Below are 21,914 nucleotides of genomic sequence, written 5' to 3'. Positions count from 1 at the left end.
ATTGCATCCGCAGAAAATTATTATCTACAGGACGGCGGGGAAGGACAGTGATGCATAAAAATTAAAACCGGCCCTGAGATTAAACGTTTTTTTTAACACCCTTCATTGATGCCTGGCATTTCAGGATTCGGCGGTTTTGTGCTTATTTCCAGCCGCTCCGATGCAGAAAATAAGCCAGCCTCTCCTGAAAGATTAAAAAATTGTTTTCCCCGTGGAATGCGCATCCGCCCAGCGAAGCTTATACGTCCATTCTTTATCAAGTGAACCGATTGAAAGCCTCATCTCCTTGCCCGTCTGCTTACAGTAGTCCCGTGCCGCACCAATGTTTTTCCACATAAGTAAACTACCCGGACTAAGGTCCGAATATTTCATGTTAACGCCGCCGTTTGGCACATCAAAATAGATAATGTGTTCACTCTCAGCCATGAAGAGCAGATCCATCGCGCACGGCTCGTCCCCTACAAAAAGAATATAGCCGAAGAGCATCCTTTTCATGGCAATGATAAGCGTGATCAGGTTCTCCCTGGAATAACAGGTTATGCTGTCAGAAAAACGGGATTTAAAAAGGAAGATATAATAGTCTGCCAGCTCTTCAGGGCTGAATTGATTCATGTCACAGCAGCGGCCACCCGCACGTATGAACCGGTTGTATTCGTTGCGGCGATTCTTTTCTGTTTTAACTGAATAGCTCTCTTTTACAAAGCACACTTTATTTTTTCGGGCAAAAGAAAAGTTAAAATTTATGAAATTGTGCTTGTTGAAATGTGACATTTTATTGGTTCTTTCAGGGAAAAGCATCGAGGCATTTTTAGCCGCCGGCACCATGATCTCATCATAAGATAGCGGGAATTTTTTCCATTGATCGACACCTATCCGTGAGTGATCCAGCAGGGCATATGCGGCAATATAGCCACCTTGCTTTACTTTATGAAAATACGTTGCCTCATGACTTGTGCGAGATGAGAAAAACCTGATCACGTCAGGATGCATATTAACACTCCCGCCAAAACGGTTAAAACAGTGCTCATAAATGCCAGCGTCGGATTTTTCCCAGCCGTAAAGCATTCTTTTGAAGTGGCTCATATAAAATGTTAAACCTGATAGTTGTTCTGATAAATCGAGTTAAAAAGATGGCTCCTGAATGTCAGCCACCCTATGCTATCTTTTCCTGTCACTAACTCCGGACAGATGGTCTCTGCTGTGACATTTTAATCAGGGCATTATGTATTTTTTTTATCAACGTAAAGGCAAGGAAATATCAAGAATCTATCAAGCGATGTCGTTTTATTGCTTTATATTTGTGAGGGCTGCCTGACATTTATATCAAGTTTATCTGAGTCACCCGCGTAATAGCCTGACCGGGTGACTTCATTCTCTTTCAAACAATCCGCTGGCTCTGCTCCCGGCGATGCTTATGATAATCCTCATCACACTCGCTTGAACAGAAAGCAGTTTCAGTCACTACGGGCTCATCTTTGCACCAGATGCATAAGCCGTTTGGGCTTTTAAGTTTGGCCTTACGAGCTGCCAGAGAGGCAGCGAGATGCGCTTCTTCACGCTCCTGTGCCAGATCAACTTCATCCATAAATGTTCATCTCCTCATTAATGTTTACGCTTCGAACTTAAATCGGTTTCTGCAGGAACAATATTCGTGTACATCAATGCCTGCTTGCAGCACGACTTCTGAACGACAAAATTCATATGTTTATTGTATGTTTTGCCTTAGCGCCCTGAGCGTTAGCGCAGGGCATACCATTCCTTATGTTTCAGCGGGTTCATGGCCGCACCAATCACGTCAGAAATCACATTGACCAGAATCACCAGCCCGCCAATCACCATCACGCCAGCGGAGATCGCCGCGTAATCCTGCTGGCGAATCGCGTTGATCAGCCAGCGCCCCAGACCCGGCCAGTTAAAGACCATCTCGGTGATCATCGCCAGCGTCAGCATGGTGGAAAATTGCAGACCCAGACGCGGGATCACCGGCGGCAGCGCATTATGCAGCACATGGCGGCGGATCACGGTAAACGGCGAAAGACCCCGCGTGGCCGCCGCTTTGACATAATTTTTGTCCATCACGTCGCTGGTGCTGTTGCGTAGCAGGCGGATCACTTCCGTCGTCGGCGCCATCGCCAGCACCAGCACCGGTAAAATCAGGTGGTTCAGGACGCTGATTATCATCTCATGTCGCCAGGGCGAAGGACTCATCCAGGCATCAATCAGCGCAAAGCCAGTGACACTCTGCACCGGATAGAGCAGGTCGTGACGACCGGACACCGGCAGCCAGCCCAGCGTCAGCGAGAAGAACAGCGTCAGCAGCAGCGCCAGCCAGAAAATTGGTGCAGAAAAGCCAATCAGCGCCAGCGCACTGATGGTTTTGTCCTGCCATTTATTGCGCATCACGCCGGCACAGATCCCCAGCGGGATCCCGACCAGCAGCGCGAACAGAAATGCCAGGATGCACAACTCCATGGTGGCCGGGAAAACCTCACGCAGTTGCAGGCCAATCTCCTGACCGTTGGTGCTGGAGACGCCGAAATCAAACTGCAGCATCCCTTTAAACCAGAACCACCAGGCATCCGAGAGCGCCGCGCCTTCCAGCGGGGCGTCAGGTGTAAAGTAGCTCAGACTGAAGCTCACCAGCGACAGCAGAAACAGGGTAATGATCAGTAGCAGCAGGCGCCGCAAAATATAGATAATCACTTACTTTTCCTTATCGCTTTCACGATAAACCCCGGCAAACGAGGCGTTGCCAAACGGACTCAGGACCAGCCCTTTAATATCATGACGAAACGCCTGCAGTCGCAGAGAGGATGCCAGCGGCAGCACCGGCAACTCCTGCGCCAGAATCTGCTGCGCTTTGTCATAACTGTCGATGCGGCCAGAGAGTTGTTGTGATAACAGCGCATTCTGCAGCGTTTCGTCAAAGGCCGGCGAGCACCAGTGCGCGTAATTGGTCTGCGAGCGAATCGCCGCACAACTGAGCAGCGGCCGGAAGAAACTGTCTGGATCGTTACTGTCGGTGGCCCAGCCTGACAGTGTCAGATCATGATTCATCGCCATCAGCTGCGCCTCCTGAAAACGGCCCTCAACCGGCACAATGGTCAGCCGGACGCCGACCTGCGCCAGATCCGCCTGCAACAGTTCGGCGGTTTTCAGCGGGCTGGGATTCCACGACTGCGACGCGGCAGGCACCACCAGCCGCAGATGCAGATCGCTGATGCCCAGAGCCGCCAGTGCGGCACGGGACTTCTCCGGATCATAGCTTGTGATGCGCGCATCATTATCATATGCCCATGAGGCGCGAGGTAATATCGAGGCGGCGGTTTCGGCGGTGCCGTAATAGATTGACTCCATCAACCGCTCATTGTTGATCGCCAGCGCCAGCGCGTGACGCACCTCAGGGCGGTCGAGCGGCGGCTTACGAGTATTAAAGGCCAGATAGGCGATGTTCATGCCGGGACGCAGCGTCATCCGCAGGCGCGGGTCATCGCGCAGGATGGTGAGCTGGCTGGCCGCGGGATAGGCAAGCACGTCACATTCACCGGTCAGAAGCTTGGAAAGCCGCCCGGTGCCGCCCGAGCCGAGATCGATCACCGCCTGTTGCAGACGCGGCACCCCTTTCCAGTAGTGAGGATTGCGCGCCAGGCGGATGTACTGACCGGTGCGGTATTCGCTGAGCTGATAAGGACCGGTGCCAACCGGTTGTCTGTCCATCTCTTCCTGCCGGCCATGCGCGGTAAGCTGGTCGGCATACTCTTTCGACAGCACTGGTGCATAGTGGGTCGCCATGTGCCACAGGAACGACGCATCCGGGCTGTTTAACCTGAACTCAACCGTCCTGTTATCGATTTTCTTCACGCTCTGCACGGAGTCGGAGAATTGCAGACTGTCAAAGTAGGGATAGTTGCCGCCGTTGACGTTGTGCCAGGGGTGATTGCGGTCAAACATCCGGGCGAAGCTGAACACGACATCGTCGGCGTTCAGCGCCCGGGTGGGGCGGAACTGATTCGTCTGCTGAAACTGCACGCCGCTGCGCAGATGAAAGCGATACGTTGCGCCGTTATCGCGCACTTCCCAGCTGGACGCCAGATCGGGCTTGAGACGATAGGTGTAAGGATCGACATCCAGCAGGCGGTCATAGAGTTGTGCCGCCAGCGTATCGACAGTCAGCCCGCTGCTGGCCATCTGCGGATTAAAGGTGTTCAGCGTGCCGCTGACGCAATAGACGAAGCCGGTCTGGCGGATATCACCCGCAGGCGCTGACCACGCAGGGGCACTCAACACGCTGAGGCTTAGCAACAGCGAACATATTAGTTTTGACATAGAACTCAACGATTTTGAGGCATTAAACAGAGTGTATCGCAAAGCGGGCATTGTCCCAAAACCTGCAACCGCTGCCAGACTGATTTTCATCATCGCGGCGGTAAAAAGAGCGTACAGAAGGTGTGGTAATGAGAAAAATTCTCAATAACTTGTTTACAGATGATAATAAGAATGATTATTATTCATCTGCGCTTCGACGGTAGCTCTGCCGAAGAAGAGCACGACATTGCTCACATTGCTTCCAGTATCGTTGCCCGCCTGTTGGCGGGCTTTTTTTTGGCTTTTGCAGAGTGGCATGTCTGCCTGGACGGGGAAGGGAAAGCTGCTGAAAGAGCCGGCGCTTTGAATGCGGTGTGGCGATGAAAAAACGGGAGAGAAAAGTGAGTTCATGATGATGTTATCTCTGCTGGCCTCCCGTTTAGCTAAGCGGGTCCTGAATTAAACCGCACTTAACTTTTACAAAAACGCAGGTACTATAAGCTCATCTTCTGGTCACCCACTTCCTGGCAATGAATAAATTCCAAAAAAACGTTCAGGCTTTTCAGCATACATCCTTTCGCTATCTTTTTTTTGGACGCCTGTTCACCGTGCTGGGCAATGGGATTGCACCCATTGCGCTGGCTTTTGCGGTACTGGATATTGGCGGTTCTGCTTCTGATTTAGGGATAGTGGTTGCGTCCCGTTCACTGTGTAACGTGCTTTTCCTGCTGGTGGGCGGTGTTGTCGCCGATCGCTACTCACGCAGTCGGGTATTAGTTTCATCGGCAGTAGTTGCCGCTGTTTCTCAGGCTATCGTCGCCTGGTCTGTACTCGATGGCTCAGCAACTGTCATTAGCCTGACTTTGCTGGGTGCCCTGAATGGTGCGGCGGCAGGCATCGCACTGCCTGCATCGTCTGCGCTGGTTCCGCAGGTAGTTCCTGCAACGGATTTGCGTCAGGCTAACGCGTTAATTCAGCTGGGAATTTATGGCGGTACGGTAATGGGGGCATCGCTGGGGGGAATTATCACCAGCGCTGTCGGGCCGGGCTGGGGGCTGGCAATTGATGCGCTGGGTTTTGCCGTTTCCGCGCCGCTCTATTTCCTGATTCGTGTGAAATCGAGTAAAGCCGCGGCTTCGCAAGGCAATATCCTGCTCGATATCAAAGAAGGCTGGGCAGAGTTCGCCGGACGAAGCTGGATTTGGTCGATAGTCCTTCAGTTCGCCATTATCAACGTCGCGTTCAATGGAATTGTAGAGGTATTTGGCCCGATGATTGCCGACGCCTCTTTCGGGCGGGCGCGATGGGGAATTATTGTGGCTGCTCATAGCGTAGGTTTAATTGCAGGTTCATTTCTGGCCATGAAATGGCATCCACGTCGTGACCTTCTGATTGGCGCGATGCTGGCGGGTCTTTGCGCACTTCCAATATTTATGCTGAGCCAGAATGCGTCAGCAGCACTGCTGATAGTGGGATTCTTCATTGCTGGCATGTCATTGGGCCTGTTCGGCGTAACCTGGGCGCACTCATTACAGACTCATATCCCACCGGATAAGCTGGCTCGCGTGTACGCTTATGATGCGATGGGTTCCTTTATCGCCATTCCCTTTGGACAACTGGTCGCGGGGCCGCTGGCAACACACTTTGGTATGAGTGCTGTATTGCTGATGTCAGCGCTGGCCGTGGTGATGGCTACCGCTGGCGTCGGTCTGGTTCCTGCCATCAGGCAACCTGAAAAAATGGGGACTAAGTCGCACAACACATAATGGATAGGTGGCTCAACGTGAAAAAAAGCCCGGTTTATACCGGGTTGTTAATTCACAAAGCAGAGAAAAATCATAGGTTGGGGCGGCGTTAATTAACTCTCTGCTTTTATATCGTGCTTCTTCATCATTGCGCGCAACTGATGATAGGTGACGCCTAATAAGCCAGCCGCACGGCGTTGGTTATAACGTGCCTGTTGCAGGCTGGCTTCCACCAGATCCCGCTCCTGCTGATTCTGCCATTGACGCAGATCCAGCGGCAGGGCAGGCAGCGCGCTGCTATCCGCCTCCTGACTGGTCCGGATGACAGCAATCGGTTCAGGGCGTGAAGCAAACGGGTTGATAATCACATTATCCAGCGGCTGCTCGCTGCTGTTATGACGATAGACCGAGCGCTCCACCACGTTTTTAAGTTCGCGAACGTTGCCGGGCCAGTGGTAATCAAGCAGAGCCTGCTGTGCCCGTGCGGTAAAGCCGGGAAAAAGTAACAGGCCGAGCTCGCGACACATCTGGATAGCGAAATGGTCGGCCATCACCAGTATATCGCTGCGTCGTTCGCGCAGTGGCGGTAACTGCACCACATCAAAGGCCAGACGATCCAGCAAATCGGCGCGGAATTTTCCCGCCGCCGCCAGCGCGGGCAGGTCTTCGTTGGTCGCACAGACCAGTCGCACATTTACCTGCAGGGAGTGATTGCCGCCGACCCGCTCCAGCTGTCCATATTCAATTACCCTGAGCAGCTTTTCCTGAACCAGCATCGGTGCCGTTGCCAGCTCATCGAGAAACAGCGTGCCGCCGTCAGCACGTTCAAAACGGCCAAGATGGCGCTTCTGCGCCCCGGTAAAGGCGCCAGCCTCATGACCAAACAGTTCAGAATCGAGCAGATTTTCATTCAGCGCGGCACAGTTCAGCGAGATAAACGGCCCCTGCCAGCGGTCAGAGAGATAGTGCAGTCGGCTGGCGATCAACTCTTTGCCCGTTCCACGCTCGCCAATCACCAGTACCGGTTTCTCAAGGGGAGCCAGTTTGGAAACCTGCTCCAGCACCTCAAGAAAATTGTTCGACTCCCCCAGGAGATTATCGCTAGTGCCTGTCATGATGAATTTCGCCACCCCTTAATCATTTTGACTATCTTAAAACAAGCGGGAAAGGCTGTAAAATTTAAAATATGATAATAATCAATAAATTATAAAATTGGCACGCATTTTGTATTAACTCAGCAGGACTTCACGTTTTAAAACATTAAAAGAGGAACATCATTATGGGTATTTTTTCTCGTTTCGCCGACATCGTTAATGCCAACATTAATTCTTTGCTGGAGCGTGCGGAAGATCCGCAGAAACTGGTCCGGCTGATGATTCAGGAAATGGAAGACACCTTAGTTGAAGTACGCTCCACCTCTGCACGCGCACTGGCTGAAAAGAAACAGTTGTCACGCCGTATTGATCAGGCGGAGATTCAGCAGGCTGAGTGGCAGGAAAAAGCGGAGCTGGCGCTGCGCAAAGATAAAGATGATCTGGCCCGTTCGGCGCTGATTGAAAAACAGAAACTGACCGATCTTATCGCCTCCCTGAAACAGGAAGTGGGTCATGTTGAAGAGACGCTGGAGCGCATGAAAGGCGAAATCAGCGAGCTGGAGAAAAAACTGAGTGAGACACGTGCCCGCCAGCAGGCGTTGACGCTGCGTCATCAGGCGGCCTCTTCATCACGCGATGTTCGTCGTCAGCTGGACAGCGGTAAGATCGATGAAGCAATGGCACGGTTTGAATCTTTTGAACGTCGCATCGACCATATGGAAGCGGAAGCAGAAAGCCACGGTTTTGGTAAACCAAAGACGCTGAACCAGGAGTTTACTGACCTGAAAGCGGACGATGAAATCAGCGAGCAGCTTAATGCGCTGAAAGCCAAAATGAACCGCAGTGAGTAATCATCGACGTTGCGATAAGTGATTAAGGAGAGTCAATGAGCGCACTTTTTTTCGCCATACCGTTAACGATCTTCGTGTTGTTTGTCGCACCGATCTGGTTATGGCTGCATTACAACAACAAACGCAACGGCGGTTCGGAACTGTCGCAAAGCGAAATCCAGCGCCTGCAGCGCGTGACCCAGGACGCGCAGCGGATGCGCGAACGTATTGACGCGCTGGAAGCGATTCTGGACGCTGAACATCCAAACTGGAGGCAGCCATGATTAAAGGACGCAAGTTGTGGCGCAAGCCAGATGAAGGGAAATTTATGGGTGTCTGCGCAGGCCTGGCAGAGTATCTCGATATTCCGGTTCGTCTGCTGCGTGTCATCGTGGTGTTATCACTGTTCTTTGGCCTGTTTCTCTTTACGGTGATCGCCTACTTTGTGCTGGGTTTTGTACTGGATGTGAAACCCGCCTCTGCCTCCCAGACTGAGCGCCAGCCCAGCGCCAGTGAACTGCTGGATCAGCTGGAGAGCACCCTGCAACGGGATGAGCGCAGCGTGCGCGACCTGGAACGCTATGTGACGTCTGAAACCTTCAGCGTGCGCAGCCGCTTCCGCCAGATTTGATTCTGCTACTGTTATTGCCGGGCCTGTCTCAGGCCCGTTCGCTCACTCAATGGAGGTGTTGATGTCTTTTTCGCGATCCACTGCTTTTCGTCACCGCGCGGCACCTGCATTGAAGTCGGCCGCTAAATTCATCATTATTAATGCTGTTACCTACGGTCCCGCCGGTGTCACTGGCTGGGCAGTGAAATCGGTAGCGCGACGCCCGTTACGTCTGCTGCTGGCTGTGGCGCTTGAGCCATTGCTGAAACGCGTGATGAACCGGCTGGCATCGCACTTCATCAGGGAGAAAGATGAAAAGACTGCAAACTGAATTGATGGCGTTGATGAACCGTGGCGTTGATCGCCACCTGCGGCTGGCGGTAACCGGATTAAGCCGTAGCGGCAAAACCGCCTTCATCACCTCACTGGTTAATCAGCTTTTAACCGTTCACAGCGGCGCGCGTTTGCCGCTGTTTTCCGTGGTGCGGGATGAGCGCCTGTTAGGCGTAAAGCGGGTGCCCCAGCGTGACATGGGCACGGCCCGTTTCACCTATGACGAAGGGCTGGCACAGCTCTACAGCACGCCGCCTGCCTGGCCCACCCCCACACGCGGCGTCAGCGAAATGCGACTGGCGCTGCGTTACCGCCCCAATGATTCGCTGCTGCGTCACCTGAAAGAGACCGCGACACTCTATCTGGAGATTGTCGACTATCCAGGCGAATGGCTGCTGGATCTGCCGATGCTGGCGCAGGATTATCTCGCCTGGTCCCGGCAGATGAACGGTCTGCTGCAGGGCGATCGCGCTGAGTGGGCAAAGCCCTGGCGAACCCTCTGCGAAAAACTCGACCCGCTTGCACCCGCCGATGAAACCCAGCTGGCAGAGATTGCCGCTGCCTGGACCGACTATCTGCATCGCTGTAAATCTGAAGGCTTACACTTTATTCAGCCCGGTCGCTTCGTGCTGCCTGGCGATATGGCAGGCGCCCCCGCACTGCAGTTCTTCCCCTGGCCGACGGCTGATGAAGCGCAACTCACTAAGCTGGCACAGGCGGACAAGGGCAGTAACTTCAGCATGCTGCAGCAGCGGTTTAACTACTACTGTCAGCATGTGGTGAAAGGTTTCTATAAAAACCATTTCCTGCGCTTTGACCGCCAGATTGTGCTGGTTGACTGCCTGCAACCGCTTAACAGCGGACCCCAGGCGTTTAACGACATGCGGCTGGCACTGACGCAGCTGATGCAGAGTTTTCATTACGGTCAGCGAACCCTGTTTCGTCGGCTCTTTTCACCGGTAATCGACAAATTGCTGTTTGCCGCCACCAAGGCGGATCACATCACCAGCGATCAGCATGGCAATATGGTGTCACTGTTGCAGCAGCTGGTGCAGGATGCCTGGCAGAACGCGGCGTTTGAGGGGATTAGCATGGATTGCATCGGGCTGGCGTCGGTGCAGGCGACGCAGAGCGGGCTGGTCGATCACCGCGGCGAGAAGATCCCGGCCCTGCGCGGAAACCGGCTGGATGATGGTGAGCCGCTCACCGTCTATCCGGGTGAAGTCCCGCCTCGTCTGCCCGGTAATGCCTTCTGGCAGCAGCAGGGCTTTCAGTTTGAACAGTTCCGGCCGCAGCAGCTTGACGTCGATCGCCCGCTGCCACATATCCGCATGGATGCCGCGCTGGAATTTTTATTGGGAGATAAATTGCGATGAGTGATCCGCTGAAGCCGCGTATCGATTTTGCCCGTCCGCTGGACGAGAGCAGCGCCACGCCGCTGCGCCCGGCACAGACTTTTGAAGCGGAAGCGCAGGCGGCGTTTCTGGCGGTGCAGGATGAAGAGGTCGCTGTCGAAGAGGAAGGCGCAGGTGAACGGGCGGTGGAGGCTGCGCTGAAACCTAAGCGCAGCCTGTGGCGCAAACTGGTGACCGCTGGCGCGCTGCTGTTTGGCGTCAGCGTGATTGCGCAGGGTGTCCAGTGGACACATGACGCCTGGCTGGCCCGCGACTGGTTTTCACTGGGCAGCGGCGTGGCGGGTGGTCTGATCGTCCTGGCGGGTGTGGGCGCGCTGACCACCGAGTGGCGTCGTCTCTATCAGCTGCGTCAGCGCGCCGAGGAGCGGGATGTGGGCCGTGAGCTGCTGCACAGTCATGGCATCGGCAAAGGCCGGGCCTTCTGCGAAAAACTGGCGCAGCAGGCAGAGCTGGATCAGGCGCATCCGGCCCTGCAGCGCTGGCATGCATCGCTGCACGAAACCCACAATGACAGTGAAATTGTCCGCTTATATGCGCAACTGGTGCAGCCGGTGCTGGATCGGCAGGCGAGGCGCGAAATCAGCCGTCATGCTGCGGAAGCCACGCTGATGATTGCGGTCAGCCCGCTGGCGCTGGTGGATATGGCGTTTATCGCCTGGCGTAATCTGCGGCTGGTCAATCGCATCGCGGCTATTTACGGCATTGAGCTGGGCTACTTCAGCCGCATCCGGCTGTTCCGTCTGGTGCTGCTCAACATGGCCTTTGCCGGGGCTTCCGAACTGGTGCGGGAAGTGGGTATGGACTGGATGTCGCAGGATATCGCCGCCCGGCTTTCCACGCGCGCCGCGCAGGGCATTGGCGCGGGTTTGCTGACTGCAAGACTGGGCATCAAAGCGATGGAGCTGTGCCGTCCACTGCCGTGGCTGGAGCAGGATAAACCACGGCTCGGCGATTTCCGTCGTGAGCTGCTGGGCCAGTTGAAAGAGGCGTTGCAGAAGGGCGGTAATAAGTCAGCCTGACGCTCTCGTGACAAATTAAAGGCGGCATTGCCGCCTTTATTCTTTAGTGTGGCTGGCGCAGCACCTGTCGGGAGTCGATGACCAGACACTCACCCCGACAGCCCGACTCATCAGTGATCACCGGATCCGCTGGCAGCGTGTAGGCCATTCCATTTTTCTCCCTGATAAAATGCGCCATCCCGCCGAATGTCCATGACATGCTTAACCCCAGTCCGCCGAAGTCGTCATATTTCCGTAGCGTCGCAACCTTGGGCAGATACTCCCCGGTCAGCCGATAATAGAGCGCACCCTGAAAATCTTTAGGTACCTGCTGAGTGATTGCCTGCTCAAGCAGGGCAAATTCTTTGCGGGCGGGTACCGAGTAGCCATTAATCAGGTGACTTATCGACAGCGAGGCGGCAGCTATCACCAGCAGTGCATAATAGGTTTTTTTCCATTTTAACTTTTTGCTGATTTCAAACAGGCCCAGGATAAACGCGCTGGTGGTGATCAGCGCACCGGCAATCAGGGTCCGGTAGGCCGCCATACTTTCACTGACAATCAGATTAGGCAGCGCGGCAATCAGCAATAAGATAAACATCAGATAAAATTTGTCATTGCCCGCTGCTTTAATTTTCTTCAGTCCAAAGCCAATAATGATCGATGAGATGATCACCGATACTGTTTTTGCGCCGAGGTCAAAGTTACAGATAACGTTCTTAAGGTATTCGCTGAAAAACCATTTCAGTTTAACCGGGACGTCGTAGCTGAATGCGGAACGCGGCAGCGAATGGCCATAAATCTGTACGGGCAGTACCTTCGAGGCAATGAGCGCTGCGAACATTCCTGCGCCCAGCACCATCAGAGAGATTACCGCACGCTTCTTATCGATTTTCCGTTCTGAAAGGCACAAATCCAGTGCGGCAAAGAAGGTAAAGCTCATCGCAGCCGGTTGATAAAGACAGAAGGCCATGGTCAGCAGGCAGACCGCTATAATGCGACCTGTGATGCCCGGTTTTATCGAGAAGCGGTAGCTGGCACCTGCCAGCAGAATTGCAGCGATATAGGGAAAGCAGGATGCCCATGCAATATAAACCTGGAATGAGGGCAGCAGACAAAGCAATAACGCAAAGGTGATCCGCTGAGCCTGATTTTCCAGCAGCGCATATTTCTGACACAGGGTATAGATGTAGTATCCGGTAAAGATGAGCAGAACAATTGCGACAGAACGCAGCAGTGCCAGGCGTTCTACGCTCTCCACCAGAAAAGAGGCGCTGTACTGAATAATGCCATATACCGGCCTGCCGGATAACGTGTCCCAGTTTAGAATACTCAGCTTGTCAAAATTAGCCCAGTAGAGGTTCGTCCAGTCATCGGTGTAGGCGTAATGGGTTAAATAAGCAGGACTGTAAGCAATCAGGAAAACTATCACAAAAAGCAAAAAGACCTGACGGCGGGTTATGCCGGTATCAGTGGCGATCATCTGTCATCCTTATTAATCTGTCCATCTTCTCTGCCCCTGAGTGGGCAATTTAGTCGGTATTCTGAGGGGAGTTAATTTTTTTCGGCGCGGATTTTCGCAAAATATAGCGAGGACGATTTTTGGTTTCCATGTAAATGCGGCCGATATATTCACCCAGCACGCCAATCCCAATAAGCTGAACGCCACCAAGAAACAGCACGGAAACCAGAATAGAGGGGTAGCCTGGCACCGGGTTACCAAACAGCAACTTATCCAGGATCATCCAGAGTCCATATAGAAAAGCTAGCGAGGCCACAAGAAAACCCAGATATGACCAGATGCGAAGTGGAACCGTAGAGAATGAGGTCAGTCCCTCCAGCGCAAGATTCCACAGCTTCCAGCCGCCGAATTTACTGTGGCCCGCGATCCGCTCAGTACGCACATATTCTACGATATCAGTCTTTCCGCCGACCCAACTCAGAATCCCCTTCATAAAGAGATTCTTCTCGGGCAGCAGCTTAATATTCTCGACAACTTCACGCGACATCAGCCGGAAATCACCGACATTCTCTTCTATCTGCGGATGGCTGATGCTGTTATGCAGTTTGTAAAACCAGCGGGCGGTTTTGCGTTTGAGGTGGCCATCGGCACTTCTGTCCATCCGCTTGGCAAGAACAATATCAGCACCCGCCAGCCACTTGTTGATCATCTCAGGGATAACAGTGATGGGGTCCTGTAAATCCACATCAATCGGGATAACGGCATCGCCGGTTGCGGCTTCCAGGCCGGCAAACAGCGCGGGTTCCTTGCCGAAATTACGAATAAACGACAGGCTAAGTACCAGCGGATCGCTCTGACTCAGTTGGGTAATCAGCGCATGCGTTGCATCTGTGCTGCCATCATCAACAAAAACAATCTCAACCTGCCAGGCTGCCAGCGCTTCATATTTTCTGACCGCGTCATAAAAAAGAGGGATGACCTCCTCTTCATTAAATACCGGTACCACCAGAGAGATTTTCATTATTCTCCTTTAAATACGATAAAGCGGGAAAAAAGAAAGCCACACGCCAGACTGATAGCCGATGAGGTGATCAGCGTAATAATCGGATAGAGGCCGAATCGATCAGCCAGATAACCGATGCTGAATGCCATCGCGCCCATAAAAACGACGTAAAGAATATATCGCCACGCTGTCGCCTGCTGTTTAAATGTCCAGCGCGCATTAACAAAGAAAGAGAAGGTGACGGCCAGGCAAAAAGCAATCAGGTTCGCGGTCGACTGGAACAGCCCCAGACTGAGGCAAATAAAAAAGGTCACCCAATGAATCATGGTATTTACCAGACCCACAGTCAGATATTTTGCGAAGAAAGTCAGCATTTTATAATCATTTCTAATCGGTTAGGCAAAATATACAGCAATCCGCCAGCAATCAACAGCCTGGTGCTGACAAAGGCTGACAATCAGTGAGGGCTCGGCTGATCCAGCAGGGCAGTACAAAAGTCCGCCATACGCGCCGGAGCTGTCAACTTTTCCTGACAGATCCCTTTCTGCAGGTGCGCGACTTAGCGTATTATTGTCTTATCTGAACCTGATTAAGGCGAACGCAATGCGTCTGGAAGTGTTCTGTCAGGACCGACTCGGTCTGACGCGTGAACTGCTCGATCTGCTGGTGGCACGCAACATTGATTTACGCGGTATCGAAATCACGGCGCTGGGCCGCATCTACCTGAACTTTTCTGCACTGGAATTTGACGCCTTCAGCAATCTGATGGCGGAAATCCGGCGTACACCGGGCGTAACAGATGTGCGCACGGTAGCGTACATGCCCTCTGAACGCGAGCATCGTGCGCTGAGCGCCCTGCTGGTGGCGATGCCGGATCCGGTTTTCTCCATCGATCTGAAAAGCAAGGTTGAACTGGCTAATCCGGCCGCACAGAACCTGTTTAATCTCGATGAAGAGAAGATGCGCAACTTCAGCGCCGGTAACCTGATTAACGGCTTCAACTTCATGCGCTGGCTGGAGAGCGATCGGGTTGAAGCGCAGGCGCAGCATGTGGTCATTGAGGGCCGCGATTTTCTGATGGAAGCGCGTCCTATTTATCTGCCGGGCGAAGAGGGCCAGAACGACAGGCCAGTGGGGGCGATGGTGATGCTGAAGTCGACAGCCCGCATGGGTCGTCAGTTGCAGAATCTGGTGGTCACCGATGAATCGGAGTTTGACCATATCATTGCTGTCACGCCGAAAATGCGTCAGGTGGTGGATCAGGCGCGTAAACTGGCGATGCTCGATGCGCCTTTGCTGATTGTTGGCGACACCGGCACCGGGAAAGATATGCTGGCACGCGCCTGCCATCTGCGCAGTGCCCGTGGCAAGAATCCCTTCCTGGCGCTCAACTGTGCCTCTCTGCCCGACGACGTCGCCGAAAGCGAGCTGTTTGGTCATGCCGCCGGAGCCTATCCGAATGCGCTGGAAGGTAAGAAGGGCTTTTTTGAGCAGGCTAACGGCGGCTCAGTGCTGCTGGATGAGATTGGTGAGATGTCGCCGAGAATGCAGACCAAGCTGCTGCGTTTTCTCAATGATGGCACCTTCCGCCGCGTCGGTGAAGAGCATGAAGTGCATGTCAATGTCCGGGTAATCTGCGCTACGCAGAAAAACCTGATTGAGCTGGTGCAGCGCGGAGAATTCCGCGAGGATCTCTTTTACCGGCTCAATGTGCTGACGCTGCAACTGCCGCCTCTGCGCGATCGTCCGCAGGATATTCTGCCGCTGACCGAGATGTTTGTTGCCCGCTTTGCGGATGAGCAGGGGATGGCGCGTCCGCGACTCTCGCCGCAACTTAACGCTTTTCTGACTCGCTACGCCTGGCCTGGTAACGTGCGTCAGCTTAAAAATGCGCTTTATCGGGCGTTAACCCAACTGGAAGGTTACGAACTGCGTCCGCAGGATATCGTGTTGCCTGAACAGGCACTGGATGTGTCACTGGGCGATGAGGCGCTGGAAGGGACGCTGGATCAGATCACCAGTCGTTTCGAACGGTCGATTCTGACGCGGCTCTATCTCTCCTATCCCAGCACCCGAAAACTGGCAAAACGGCTTGGTGTGTCGCATACGGCGATTGCGAATAAATTGCGGGAGTATGGTCTGGGGCAGAAGCGCACCGAAAGCGAATAAGGGACGGACTGCAGGTGAGAAGTGGGTAAGCTGATTATCCGTTGGATATGGTCGATAGAGTCTGGCCCATCTGGCTTTGAGGCTGAGCCTGCTCAGGGAACCGGGTCAGATCGGAAAGACGCAAAAGGCGTCATCCCTGACACGCTCGGCACGCGCCTTCCCTGGCGCGTGACGCTTTCCTCTTCTGACCCGGTTCCCTGTGCGTTGAGCTTCATCGTTGCTGCCAGAACCACCCTGATACGGGTTTGCCAGCAGTTTGAAGCGGATAACTCGGTTATCCGCTTTTTTTATTACTTCAGCGCGGTCAGCGCAGCGTCATAATCTGGCTCAGTGGTGATTTCATCAACCAGCTGGCTGTAGATCACTTTATCGTTCTCATCCAGCACAATCACGGCACGTGCGGTCAGACCTTCCAGCGCACCATCGGCAATTTCCACGCCATAATCATATTTAAACTCTGAGCCGCGCAGCGTCGACAACGTCACCACGTTGTTCAGGTTTTCTGCGCCACAGAAGCGCGACTGGGCAAACGGCAGATCGGCAGAGATGCATAACACCACGGTGTTATTCAGTTCGCTTGCAGCCTGATTGAACTTGCGCACCGATGAAGCACAGACACCGGTATCTACGCTCGGGAAAATGTTCAGAATTTTGCGTTTTCCTGCATACTCAGAGAGCGCGACGTTAACCAGGTTTTTCGCTACCAGCGTGAAAGCTTTGGCTTTATCGCCAGCCTGAGGAAACTGACCAGCAACCGGTACGGCATTACCCTGAAAATGAACAGTCTGAGACATAGTGATTCCTTTTAATGATAAAAAAGATCTGACACAAAACGGCTAAAGATAGCCGTTGTTTATGACATAAATGTTAAGGGTTTACGAGTTCAATTGTGGAATTTAACGTGGCGGTCTGCCACTGCGTCACACATTGTGGAGTGGAAATGAGAACGGTAAAAAGTTATCCCGAAGCCTGGCCGTTGCACACGCCGTTTGTCATTGCCCGTGGAACCCGGACTGAAGTCAAAGTGGTGGTGGTTGAAATTGAGGAAGACGGAGTAAAAGGCGTTGGCGAAGCGACGCCTTATGCGCGCTATGGTGAAAGCGAGGCGTCGGTGCTGGCGCAAATCGCCGCGCTGCTGCCCGCGCTGCAACAGGGCATGACGCGCGAGGCGTTACAACAGGCGCTGCCCGCCGGGGCGGCGCGCAACGCCATTGACAGCGCACTATGGGATCTCGCCTCACACCAGCAGCAGAGCAGCCTCTGGCAGCTTAGCGGCGTGACCGCACCTGAGGATGTCGTGACCGCGCAGACCGTCAGCATTGATACTCCCGAGGCGATGGCCAGCAGCGCGCTCGCGCTGTGGCAGCATGGTGCAACCCTGTTGAAGATTAAGCTGGATAATAATTTCATTACCGAACGGCTGATGGCGATTCGCGCCGCCGTGCCGGACGCGACCCTGATTGTGGATGCCAATGAATCCTGGCACGCTGAAGGTCTGGCGGCGCGCTGTCAGCTGCTGGCGGACATCAATGTGGCGATGCTGGAACAGCCCCTGCCAGCGGGTGAGGATGCGGCGCTGGAGAACTTTATCCATCCATTACCGATCTGCGCCGATGAGAGCTGTCACACCCGTGACAGCCTGGCGTCGCTGCGAGGCCGTTATGAGATGGTCAATATCAAGCTGGATAAAGCGGGCGGGCTGACCGAGGCGCTGGCGCTGGCCGATGCGGCTCAGCAGCAGGGGTTTGCGGTCATGCTCGGCTGCATGCTCTGCACCTCGCGGGCTATACGCGCCGCACTGCCGCTGGTGCCGCAGACTCGCTTTGCCGATCTCGACGGGCCGACCTGGCTGGCGGTGGATGCAGAACCGGCGATTAAAGTGCGCAACGGTCAGCTGATCATTGCTGCCAGCGCAGCAGATTAACCATCATCTCCAGGTAGGTTTCAGTGGCTTCATCCACTGAAATCACCGGCATTTCAGCAGTGACGCAGGGCAGGCTGAGATCTTTACACCAGCTGCCGAATGAGCCTGGCGTGTCATAACCAACGCTGCTGACCCGCGGAAGGCCGGTGTGGCTGGCCAGCCAGCCACCAATCTCTGCCTGATGCGGGTCGTCAATACAGCCCAGCGGTTCATGCCATGAGACGATCCAGCGTGGTTTCAGCTGATGAATCAGCGCACAGAGCGCCTGGGTTTCCGGTTCAGAAGCCGGATGAGTCCCGGTCGAGAGCGCCACATCACGCTCGTCGGCAGCGCTGTTCCAGCGATACACCGTCTCGCCTGACTGCCAGTTCGCCGCCGGAAAGTTGCGGTTGAGATCGACGCCGTTTGCGTTCGCGCGCAGTCCGAGCTGACAGCCATCAGGATTGACCGCCAACACCACGTGGTGCCGACGCATTCCATCAGGCAGCGTCCGTAATGCGGCGGAGAGGGTGGCGATGGCCGCATTCTCATCACCGTGAGTGCCCGCCAGAATCAACCCGCTCTCGGGATCGCCCAGCGGCGCCGGAAACCAGAGCAGCGGCGCGCCCAGCACTGAGCGGCCATACTGCTGATAGGGGACGTCCAGTTTGCCGCGCAGGGGACGTGGATGGAGTGGCGACATAGTTATTTCCTCAAAGGGTTTTACTAAAAGTAGCGGAAAAGCCGTGCGCGGAAAATAGCTATTTATCTGTCAGCCATTTGCGCTAAAGTGCCCTGCACAAGTTGCATCGGCAACAGACTGATGCAGCGCTTCTTTGGGGTAAAGGAGTGATAATGGTCAAGACCTTTCGCATGACGCTGGCAGCAATCAGCCTGAGCAGCATCATCACACCCGCCATCGCGGCGAATCCACCCGCTGGCGCACAACTGGCTGAACAGCAGCAGATCGTTCGCCATATTAAAGATGAACCCGCTTCGCTCGATCCGCTTAAAGCGGTAGGACTGCCTGAAATTCAGGTGATACGCGATCTGTTTGAAGGGCTGACCAATCAGGATGCGCAGGGCAAAATCGTGCCGGGCGTGGCGCAGAGCTGGAGCAGCAGTGATAACAAAACCTGGGTCTTTACGCTGCGTAATAACGCGCGCTGGTCAAACGGTGATCCGGTTACGGCTCAGGATTTTGTCTACAGCTGGCAGCGCCTGGTCGATCCGAAAAACAGTTCAGCCTTTGCCTGGTTCGCGGGCTTAAGCGGTATTCAAAATGCGGCAGCGATAACCAAAGGCGAAATGACGCCCGACAAGCTGGGTGTGGTCGCCCAGAGTAAAAACCAGCTGAAGGTGACGCTGGATCGTCCGGTGCCGTGGTTCCCGGCGCTGGTGGCTAACGTGGCGCTTTTCCCGGTGCCGCAGAAAATTATTGCGCAACAGGGTGACAGCTGGACGTCACCCGGCAAACTGGTGGGCAACGGGGCCTATCAGCTTAGCGAACGCGTAGTGAACGAAAAAATCGTACTGACACGTAATCCTCACTACTGGGATGACGCCCATTCGGTGCTGACGAAAGTGACTTTCGTGCCGATTAATGAAGAGTCGAGCGCCACTAAACGTTATCGATCCAACGATATTGATATCACCGAATCCTTCCCGAAAAACATGTATGCACTACTGAAGAAAACCCTGCCCGGAGAGGTCTACACACCTGACCAGTTAGGCACCTATTACTACGCGTTTAACACGCAGAAAGGGCCGACGGCCGATGTGCGGGTTCGCAAAGCGCTCTCCTGGTCTATCGACCGGAAAGTGATTGCTGAAAAAGTGCTGGGCACCGGTGAGAAACCGGCGTGGCACTTTACGCCAGATGTGACAGCAGGCTTTAAGCCACTGCCCACGTTCATGCAACAGCACGATCAGAACAGCCTGAATGCACAGGCTAAATCGCTGCTCGCTGCTGCCGGTTACGGTCCCGGCAAGCCGCTGAAACTCAAACTGCTCTACAACACCTCTGAGAGCCACCAGAAGATTGCGATTGCAGTGGCCTCGATGTGGAAAAAGAACCTCGGTGTGGATGTCACGCTGGAGAACCAGGAGTGGAAAACCTATATCGACAGCCGTAACAGCGGAAACTTCGATGTGATCCGCGCCTCGTGGGTCGGTGACTACAATGAACCCTCCACTTTCCTGAATCTGCTGACGTCGGGCAACAGCAGCAACATCGCGCGCTTTAACAACGCGGATTATGATGCGGTTATCGCCAAAGCCAGCCGGGAGACCAGCGATCAGGTACGTAACAGCGATTACAACCGTGCCGAGCAGATCCTGGCTGAGCAGGCTCCGATCGCCCCCATCTATCAGTACACCAATGGCCGCCTGATTAAACCCTGGGTCAAAGGCTATCCCATCACTAACCCTGAAGATGTCGCCTACAGTCGCGAACTGTGGATTGAAAAGCACTGAGTGCAGGTGGCCGGTCAACCGGCCACCCTCTGACATCTTTCTACACAGCCCGGAGATTGCAACTCAACACCGTCACGCTAGACTGTATCGTATTGATTTTAGTGGTGAGGCGACGGTGTGGACGTAATTGAAGGAAAAGCGTTACAGGTTTCAGATGCCATAATTTCCTGCCAGCTGGATGGCAAGGGCGGGATGATCCCGATTGCTGAAGATGAAGTCATCCAGTGTGAGCAGCCCTGCTGGCTCCATCTGAACTATACCCACCGTAAGAGCGCGGAATGGCTGCAGTCGACGACACAGATCCCTGATGCCGTGCGTGACGCCTTAGCGGGCGACAGTATGCGTCCACGCGTCAGCCGGCTGGGCGACGGCTTTATGATCGTGCTGCGCAGCGTCAACCACAACAGCGATGCGCGTCGCGACCAGCTGGTGGTGATGCGGGTATTTATCAACGATAAGCTCATCGTCTCGACCCGGCGGCGTAAAGTTTCTGCCGTCGATGAAGTCCTCACGGATTTGCAAAATGGTAACGGCCCGATTGACTGCGGCAGCTGGCTGGTCGATATCTGTGATGCCCTGACCGATCACACCAGCGAGTTTATCGAAGATTTGCATGACAAAATCATTGAGCTGGAAGATGCGCTGCTTGACCAGCGGATGCCGGCACGAGGCGAACTCGGCCTGCTGCGCAAACAGCTGATTGTGATGCGGCGGTATATGGCGCCGCAGCGTGATGTCTATGCGCGGCTGGCCAGTGAAAAACTGGCCTGGATGGATGACACCGAACGCCGCCGGATGCAGGAAATCGCCGATCGGCTGGGACGCGGGCTGGATGATCTGGATGCGGGGGTGGCGCGTACCGCGATTCTGGCTGATGAGGTTGCTTCTGCGATGGCGGAGTCGATGAACCGACGTACCTATACCATGTCACTGATGGCGATGATTTTTCTGCCAGCCACCTTCCTGACCGGCCTGTTTGGCGTCAACCTGGGCGGTATTCCAGGCGGCGAATGGCGATACGGTTTCTCTATCTTCTGTCTGCTGCTGGTGGCACTGGCCGTGGGGGTAGCGGGGTACCTGCGCAAGCGGCGCTGGCTCTAGCGTTATGCGTAGCGTATCGGTTATCTGCGCTGAAAATCCAGTTAAGGACGCAAAAGCTGATCGACATCAAGAACCCATTGTCGCTGCTGACGCAAACTCTCTCCCGCAGGTGAATGCAACGTCAAGCGATGGGCGTTGCGCTCCATATTGTCTTACTTCCTAATTTAGAATTAATGCATAGCACATTTAATTCGAAACATGCCGGCCCGTGTGCCGGCTTTTTTTTTGCCCGCCTGGCTGTAACGCCGTTCCTTACCTAAGCTTAAAGTCCATTCGCAACAAAAGGAGTACGGCATGAGCGCGATTCTTAACAGCGAGCCGATCCCCACGGATCCGATCCCGATTCCTGAGCCTATTCCTCAGCCACAACCCCAGCCTGATCCGCCGACAGATCCGGAATTTCCGCCGATAATGGATCCACCACCGCATCGCAACATATAAAAAAGGGCGTGCTGCCAGCAGCACGCCCTT

The 21,914-nt window shown here is 54.3% G+C and carries 23 protein-coding genes; 13 read left to right on the top strand and 10 right to left on the bottom strand.

Features of this window, described 5'->3' with window-relative positions; all coding sequences use genetic code 11:
• Nucleotides 1-192: 192 nt before the first annotated feature.
• From ACMGGP_RS08965 to sapA, 4 genes are all read right to left on the bottom strand, one after another.
• Nucleotides 193-1,083 carry a GNAT family protein gene (locus ACMGGP_RS08965; RefSeq protein WP_498798375.1) on the bottom strand — a complete coding sequence of 297 codons (891 nt, stop codon included), beginning with the start codon at nucleotides 1,081-1,083 and terminating at the stop codon, nucleotides 193-195.
• A gap of 295 nt (nucleotides 1,084-1,378) precedes the next feature.
• Complete coding sequence (locus ACMGGP_RS08960; protein WP_498798374.1) at nucleotides 1,379-1,585, bottom strand: hypothetical protein; 207 nt, start codon at nucleotides 1,583-1,585, stop codon at nucleotides 1,379-1,381.
• A gap of 152 nt (nucleotides 1,586-1,737) precedes the next feature.
• On the bottom strand, nucleotides 1,738-2,703 hold the full coding sequence (gene sapB, locus ACMGGP_RS08955; RefSeq protein ID WP_010244573.1) for a putrescine export ABC transporter permease SapB: 966 nt from the start codon (nucleotides 2,701-2,703) through the stop codon (nucleotides 1,738-1,740).
• Nucleotides 2,704-4,326, bottom strand: coding sequence for an ABC transporter substrate-binding protein SapA (sapA, locus tag ACMGGP_RS08950; RefSeq protein WP_498798373.1), 1,623 nt, complete (start codon nucleotides 4,324-4,326; stop codon nucleotides 2,704-2,706).
• A 171-nt stretch (nucleotides 4,327-4,497) separates the two neighbouring features.
• On the opposite strand from sapA, the gene ACMGGP_RS08945 reads away from it, so the two are divergent.
• Nucleotides 4,498-4,689 (top strand): hypothetical protein, encoded by a 192-nt coding sequence (locus ACMGGP_RS08945; RefSeq protein WP_187507539.1) that lies wholly within the window; start codon nucleotides 4,498-4,500, stop codon nucleotides 4,687-4,689.
• A gap of 146 nt (nucleotides 4,690-4,835) precedes the next feature.
• Nucleotides 4,836-6,071, top strand: coding sequence for an MFS transporter (locus ACMGGP_RS08940; RefSeq protein WP_498798372.1), 1,236 nt, complete (start codon nucleotides 4,836-4,838; stop codon nucleotides 6,069-6,071).
• 92 nt (nucleotides 6,072-6,163) lie between these two features.
• Here ACMGGP_RS08940 and pspF read toward each other — a convergent pair whose 3' ends face one another.
• Nucleotides 6,164-7,165: a phage shock protein operon transcriptional activator gene (gene pspF / locus ACMGGP_RS08935; protein WP_010244584.1), complete on the bottom strand. Its 1,002-nt coding sequence runs from the start codon at nucleotides 7,163-7,165 to the stop codon at nucleotides 6,164-6,166.
• 164 nt (nucleotides 7,166-7,329) lie between these two features.
• Between pspF and pspA the strand changes: the two genes are divergently transcribed.
• From pspA to ACMGGP_RS08905, 6 genes are all read left to right on the top strand, one after another.
• Nucleotides 7,330-7,995: a phage shock protein PspA gene (pspA, locus tag ACMGGP_RS08930; RefSeq protein WP_010244588.1), complete on the top strand. Its 666-nt coding sequence runs from the start codon at nucleotides 7,330-7,332 to the stop codon at nucleotides 7,993-7,995.
• A gap of 35 nt (nucleotides 7,996-8,030) precedes the next feature.
• On the top strand, nucleotides 8,031-8,258 hold the full coding sequence (gene pspB, locus ACMGGP_RS08925) for an envelope stress response membrane protein PspB (RefSeq protein ID WP_010244592.1): 228 nt from the start codon (nucleotides 8,031-8,033) through the stop codon (nucleotides 8,256-8,258).
• Nucleotides 8,255-8,605, top strand: a complete 351-nt coding sequence (gene pspC, locus ACMGGP_RS08920) for an envelope stress response membrane protein PspC (RefSeq protein ID WP_010244595.1) — start codon at nucleotides 8,255-8,257, stop codon at nucleotides 8,603-8,605. The genes pspB and pspC overlap by 4 nt, the downstream gene beginning before the upstream one ends.
• A 61-nt stretch (nucleotides 8,606-8,666) precedes the next feature.
• Nucleotides 8,667-8,915: a phage shock protein PspD gene (pspD, locus tag ACMGGP_RS08915; RefSeq protein ID WP_498798371.1), complete on the top strand. Its 249-nt coding sequence runs from the start codon at nucleotides 8,667-8,669 to the stop codon at nucleotides 8,913-8,915.
• A complete protein-coding gene (locus ACMGGP_RS08910) occupies nucleotides 8,896-10,293 on the top strand; it encodes a YcjX family GTP-binding protein (protein ID WP_010244602.1) in 1,398 nt (465 codons plus the stop codon). Before pspD ends, ACMGGP_RS08910 begins: the two co-directional genes overlap by 20 nt.
• A complete protein-coding gene (locus ACMGGP_RS08905) occupies nucleotides 10,290-11,351 on the top strand; it encodes a YcjF family protein (protein ID WP_010244604.1) in 1,062 nt (353 codons plus the stop codon). The genes ACMGGP_RS08910 and ACMGGP_RS08905 overlap by 4 nt, the downstream gene beginning before the upstream one ends.
• A 43-nt stretch (nucleotides 11,352-11,394) precedes the next feature.
• Here ACMGGP_RS08905 and ACMGGP_RS08900 read toward each other — a convergent pair whose 3' ends face one another.
• The 3 genes from ACMGGP_RS08900 to ACMGGP_RS08890 are packed head-to-tail and all read right to left on the bottom strand — an operon-like array spanning nucleotide 11,395 to nucleotide 14,169.
• Nucleotides 11,395-12,813, bottom strand: a complete 1,419-nt coding sequence (locus ACMGGP_RS08900) for a hypothetical protein (protein ID WP_010244607.1) — start codon at nucleotides 12,811-12,813, stop codon at nucleotides 11,395-11,397.
• A 49-nt stretch (nucleotides 12,814-12,862) separates the two neighbouring features.
• Nucleotides 12,863-13,813 carry a glycosyltransferase family 2 protein gene (locus tag ACMGGP_RS08895; RefSeq protein ID WP_010244610.1) on the bottom strand — a complete coding sequence of 317 codons (951 nt, stop codon included), beginning with the start codon at nucleotides 13,811-13,813 and terminating at the stop codon, nucleotides 12,863-12,865.
• Nucleotides 13,813-14,169, bottom strand: coding sequence for a GtrA family protein (locus ACMGGP_RS08890; RefSeq protein WP_498798370.1), 357 nt, complete (start codon nucleotides 14,167-14,169; stop codon nucleotides 13,813-13,815). Before ACMGGP_RS08890 ends, ACMGGP_RS08895 begins: the two co-directional genes overlap by 1 nt.
• 229 nt (nucleotides 14,170-14,398) lie before the next feature.
• Here ACMGGP_RS08890 and tyrR point away from each other — a divergent pair, with 229 nt between their 5' ends.
• Complete coding sequence (tyrR, locus tag ACMGGP_RS08885) at nucleotides 14,399-15,964, top strand: transcriptional regulator TyrR (RefSeq protein WP_031591537.1); 1,566 nt, start codon at nucleotides 14,399-14,401, stop codon at nucleotides 15,962-15,964.
• A 290-nt stretch (nucleotides 15,965-16,254) separates the two neighbouring features.
• Here the strand turns inward: tyrR and tpx are convergent, their stop codons facing one another.
• Complete coding sequence (gene tpx, locus ACMGGP_RS08880) at nucleotides 16,255-16,758, bottom strand: thiol peroxidase (protein WP_010244619.1); 504 nt, start codon at nucleotides 16,756-16,758, stop codon at nucleotides 16,255-16,257.
• A gap of 146 nt (nucleotides 16,759-16,904) precedes the next feature.
• Here tpx and ycjG point away from each other — a divergent pair, with 146 nt between their 5' ends.
• Entirely contained in the window at nucleotides 16,905-17,888 is a 984-nt protein-coding gene (gene ycjG, locus ACMGGP_RS08875) for an L-Ala-D/L-Glu epimerase (protein WP_062757722.1), read from the top strand.
• Here the strand turns inward: ycjG and mpaA are convergent.
• Nucleotides 17,863-18,570, bottom strand: a complete 708-nt coding sequence (gene mpaA / locus ACMGGP_RS08870) for a murein tripeptide amidase MpaA (protein WP_158131665.1) — start codon at nucleotides 18,568-18,570, stop codon at nucleotides 17,863-17,865. The genes ycjG and mpaA overlap by 26 nt on opposite strands.
• 152 nt (nucleotides 18,571-18,722) lie before the next feature.
• On the opposite strand from mpaA, the gene ACMGGP_RS08865 reads away from it, so the two are divergent.
• The 3 genes from ACMGGP_RS08865 to ynaL all read left to right on the top strand — a co-directional run bounded on the left by ACMGGP_RS08865 (nucleotide 18,723) and on the right by ynaL (nucleotide 21,884).
• The gene (locus ACMGGP_RS08865) at nucleotides 18,723-20,342 is read left to right on the top strand and encodes a peptide ABC transporter substrate-binding protein (RefSeq protein ID WP_010670219.1); all 1,620 of its coding nucleotides are present in this window, start codon (nucleotides 18,723-18,725) and stop codon (nucleotides 20,340-20,342) included.
• 117 nt (nucleotides 20,343-20,459) lie between these two features.
• Nucleotides 20,460-21,443 carry a zinc transporter ZntB gene (zntB, locus tag ACMGGP_RS08860; protein ID WP_010244630.1) on the top strand — a complete coding sequence of 328 codons (984 nt, stop codon included), beginning with the start codon at nucleotides 20,460-20,462 and terminating at the stop codon, nucleotides 21,441-21,443.
• Between the two features lie 294 nt (nucleotides 21,444-21,737).
• Nucleotides 21,738-21,884: a proline-rich small protein YnaL gene (gene ynaL / locus ACMGGP_RS08855; protein WP_010244632.1), complete on the top strand. Its 147-nt coding sequence runs from the start codon at nucleotides 21,738-21,740 to the stop codon at nucleotides 21,882-21,884.
• Nucleotides 21,885-21,914: the final 30 nt, after the last annotated feature.

Origin of the sequence: Curtobacterium sp. BNK-1 (genome assembly GCF_048685235.1) — a bacterium.
Classification (GTDB): Bacteria; Pseudomonadota; Gammaproteobacteria; order Enterobacterales; family Enterobacteriaceae; genus Pantoea; species Pantoea agglomerans.
The sequence above is the reverse complement of the archived record's forward strand: the minus strand, read 5'-3'. Positions and strand labels throughout refer to the sequence as shown.

What these genes read in the sequence shown, in the direction of transcription:
- pspC (WP_010244595.1), top strand. Translation starts at nt 8,255, where the DNA reads ATGATTAAAGGACGCAAGTTGTGGCGCAAGCCAGATGAAGGGAAATTT.
- pspD (WP_498798371.1), top strand. Translation starts at nt 8,667, where the DNA reads ATGTCTTTTTCGCGATCCACTGCTTTTCGTCACCGCGCGGCACCTGCA.
- ynaL (WP_010244632.1), top strand. Translation starts at nt 21,738, where the DNA reads ATGAGCGCGATTCTTAACAGCGAGCCGATCCCCACGGATCCGATCCCG.
- tpx (WP_010244619.1), bottom strand. Translation starts at nt 16,758, where the DNA reads ATGTCTCAGACTGTTCATTTTCAGGGTAATGCCGTACCGGTTGCTGGT.
- pspF (WP_010244584.1), bottom strand. Translation starts at nt 7,165, where the DNA reads ATGACAGGCACTAGCGATAATCTCCTGGGGGAGTCGAACAATTTTCTT.
- ACMGGP_RS08945 (WP_187507539.1), top strand. Translation starts at nt 4,498, where the DNA reads ATGATTATTATTCATCTGCGCTTCGACGGTAGCTCTGCCGAAGAAGAG.
- ACMGGP_RS08900 (WP_010244607.1), bottom strand. Translation starts at nt 12,813, where the DNA reads ATGATCGCCACTGATACCGGCATAACCCGCCGTCAGGTCTTTTTGCTT.
- ACMGGP_RS08890 (WP_498798370.1), bottom strand. Translation starts at nt 14,169, where the DNA reads ATGCTGACTTTCTTCGCAAAATATCTGACTGTGGGTCTGGTAAATACC.
- ACMGGP_RS08865 (WP_010670219.1), top strand. Translation starts at nt 18,723, where the DNA reads ATGGTCAAGACCTTTCGCATGACGCTGGCAGCAATCAGCCTGAGCAGC.
- ACMGGP_RS08960 (WP_498798374.1), bottom strand. Translation starts at nt 1,585, where the DNA reads ATGGATGAAGTTGATCTGGCACAGGAGCGTGAAGAAGCGCATCTCGCT.
- pspA (WP_010244588.1), top strand. Translation starts at nt 7,330, where the DNA reads ATGGGTATTTTTTCTCGTTTCGCCGACATCGTTAATGCCAACATTAAT.
- ACMGGP_RS08910 (WP_010244602.1), top strand. Translation starts at nt 8,896, where the DNA reads ATGAAAAGACTGCAAACTGAATTGATGGCGTTGATGAACCGTGGCGTT.
- sapA (WP_498798373.1), bottom strand. Translation starts at nt 4,326, where the DNA reads ATGTCAAAACTAATATGTTCGCTGTTGCTAAGCCTCAGCGTGTTGAGT.
- ycjG (WP_062757722.1), top strand. Translation starts at nt 16,905, where the DNA reads ATGAGAACGGTAAAAAGTTATCCCGAAGCCTGGCCGTTGCACACGCCG.
- pspB (WP_010244592.1), top strand. Translation starts at nt 8,031, where the DNA reads ATGAGCGCACTTTTTTTCGCCATACCGTTAACGATCTTCGTGTTGTTT.
- mpaA (WP_158131665.1), bottom strand. Translation starts at nt 18,570, where the DNA reads ATGTCGCCACTCCATCCACGTCCCCTGCGCGGCAAACTGGACGTCCCC.
- ACMGGP_RS08940 (WP_498798372.1), top strand. Translation starts at nt 4,836, where the DNA reads ATGAATAAATTCCAAAAAAACGTTCAGGCTTTTCAGCATACATCCTTT.
- ACMGGP_RS08965 (WP_498798375.1), bottom strand. Translation starts at nt 1,083, where the DNA reads ATGAGCCACTTCAAAAGAATGCTTTACGGCTGGGAAAAATCCGACGCT.
- tyrR (WP_031591537.1), top strand. Translation starts at nt 14,399, where the DNA reads ATGCGTCTGGAAGTGTTCTGTCAGGACCGACTCGGTCTGACGCGTGAA.
- ACMGGP_RS08905 (WP_010244604.1), top strand. Translation starts at nt 10,290, where the DNA reads ATGAGTGATCCGCTGAAGCCGCGTATCGATTTTGCCCGTCCGCTGGAC.
- ACMGGP_RS08895 (WP_010244610.1), bottom strand. Translation starts at nt 13,813, where the DNA reads ATGAAAATCTCTCTGGTGGTACCGGTATTTAATGAAGAGGAGGTCATC.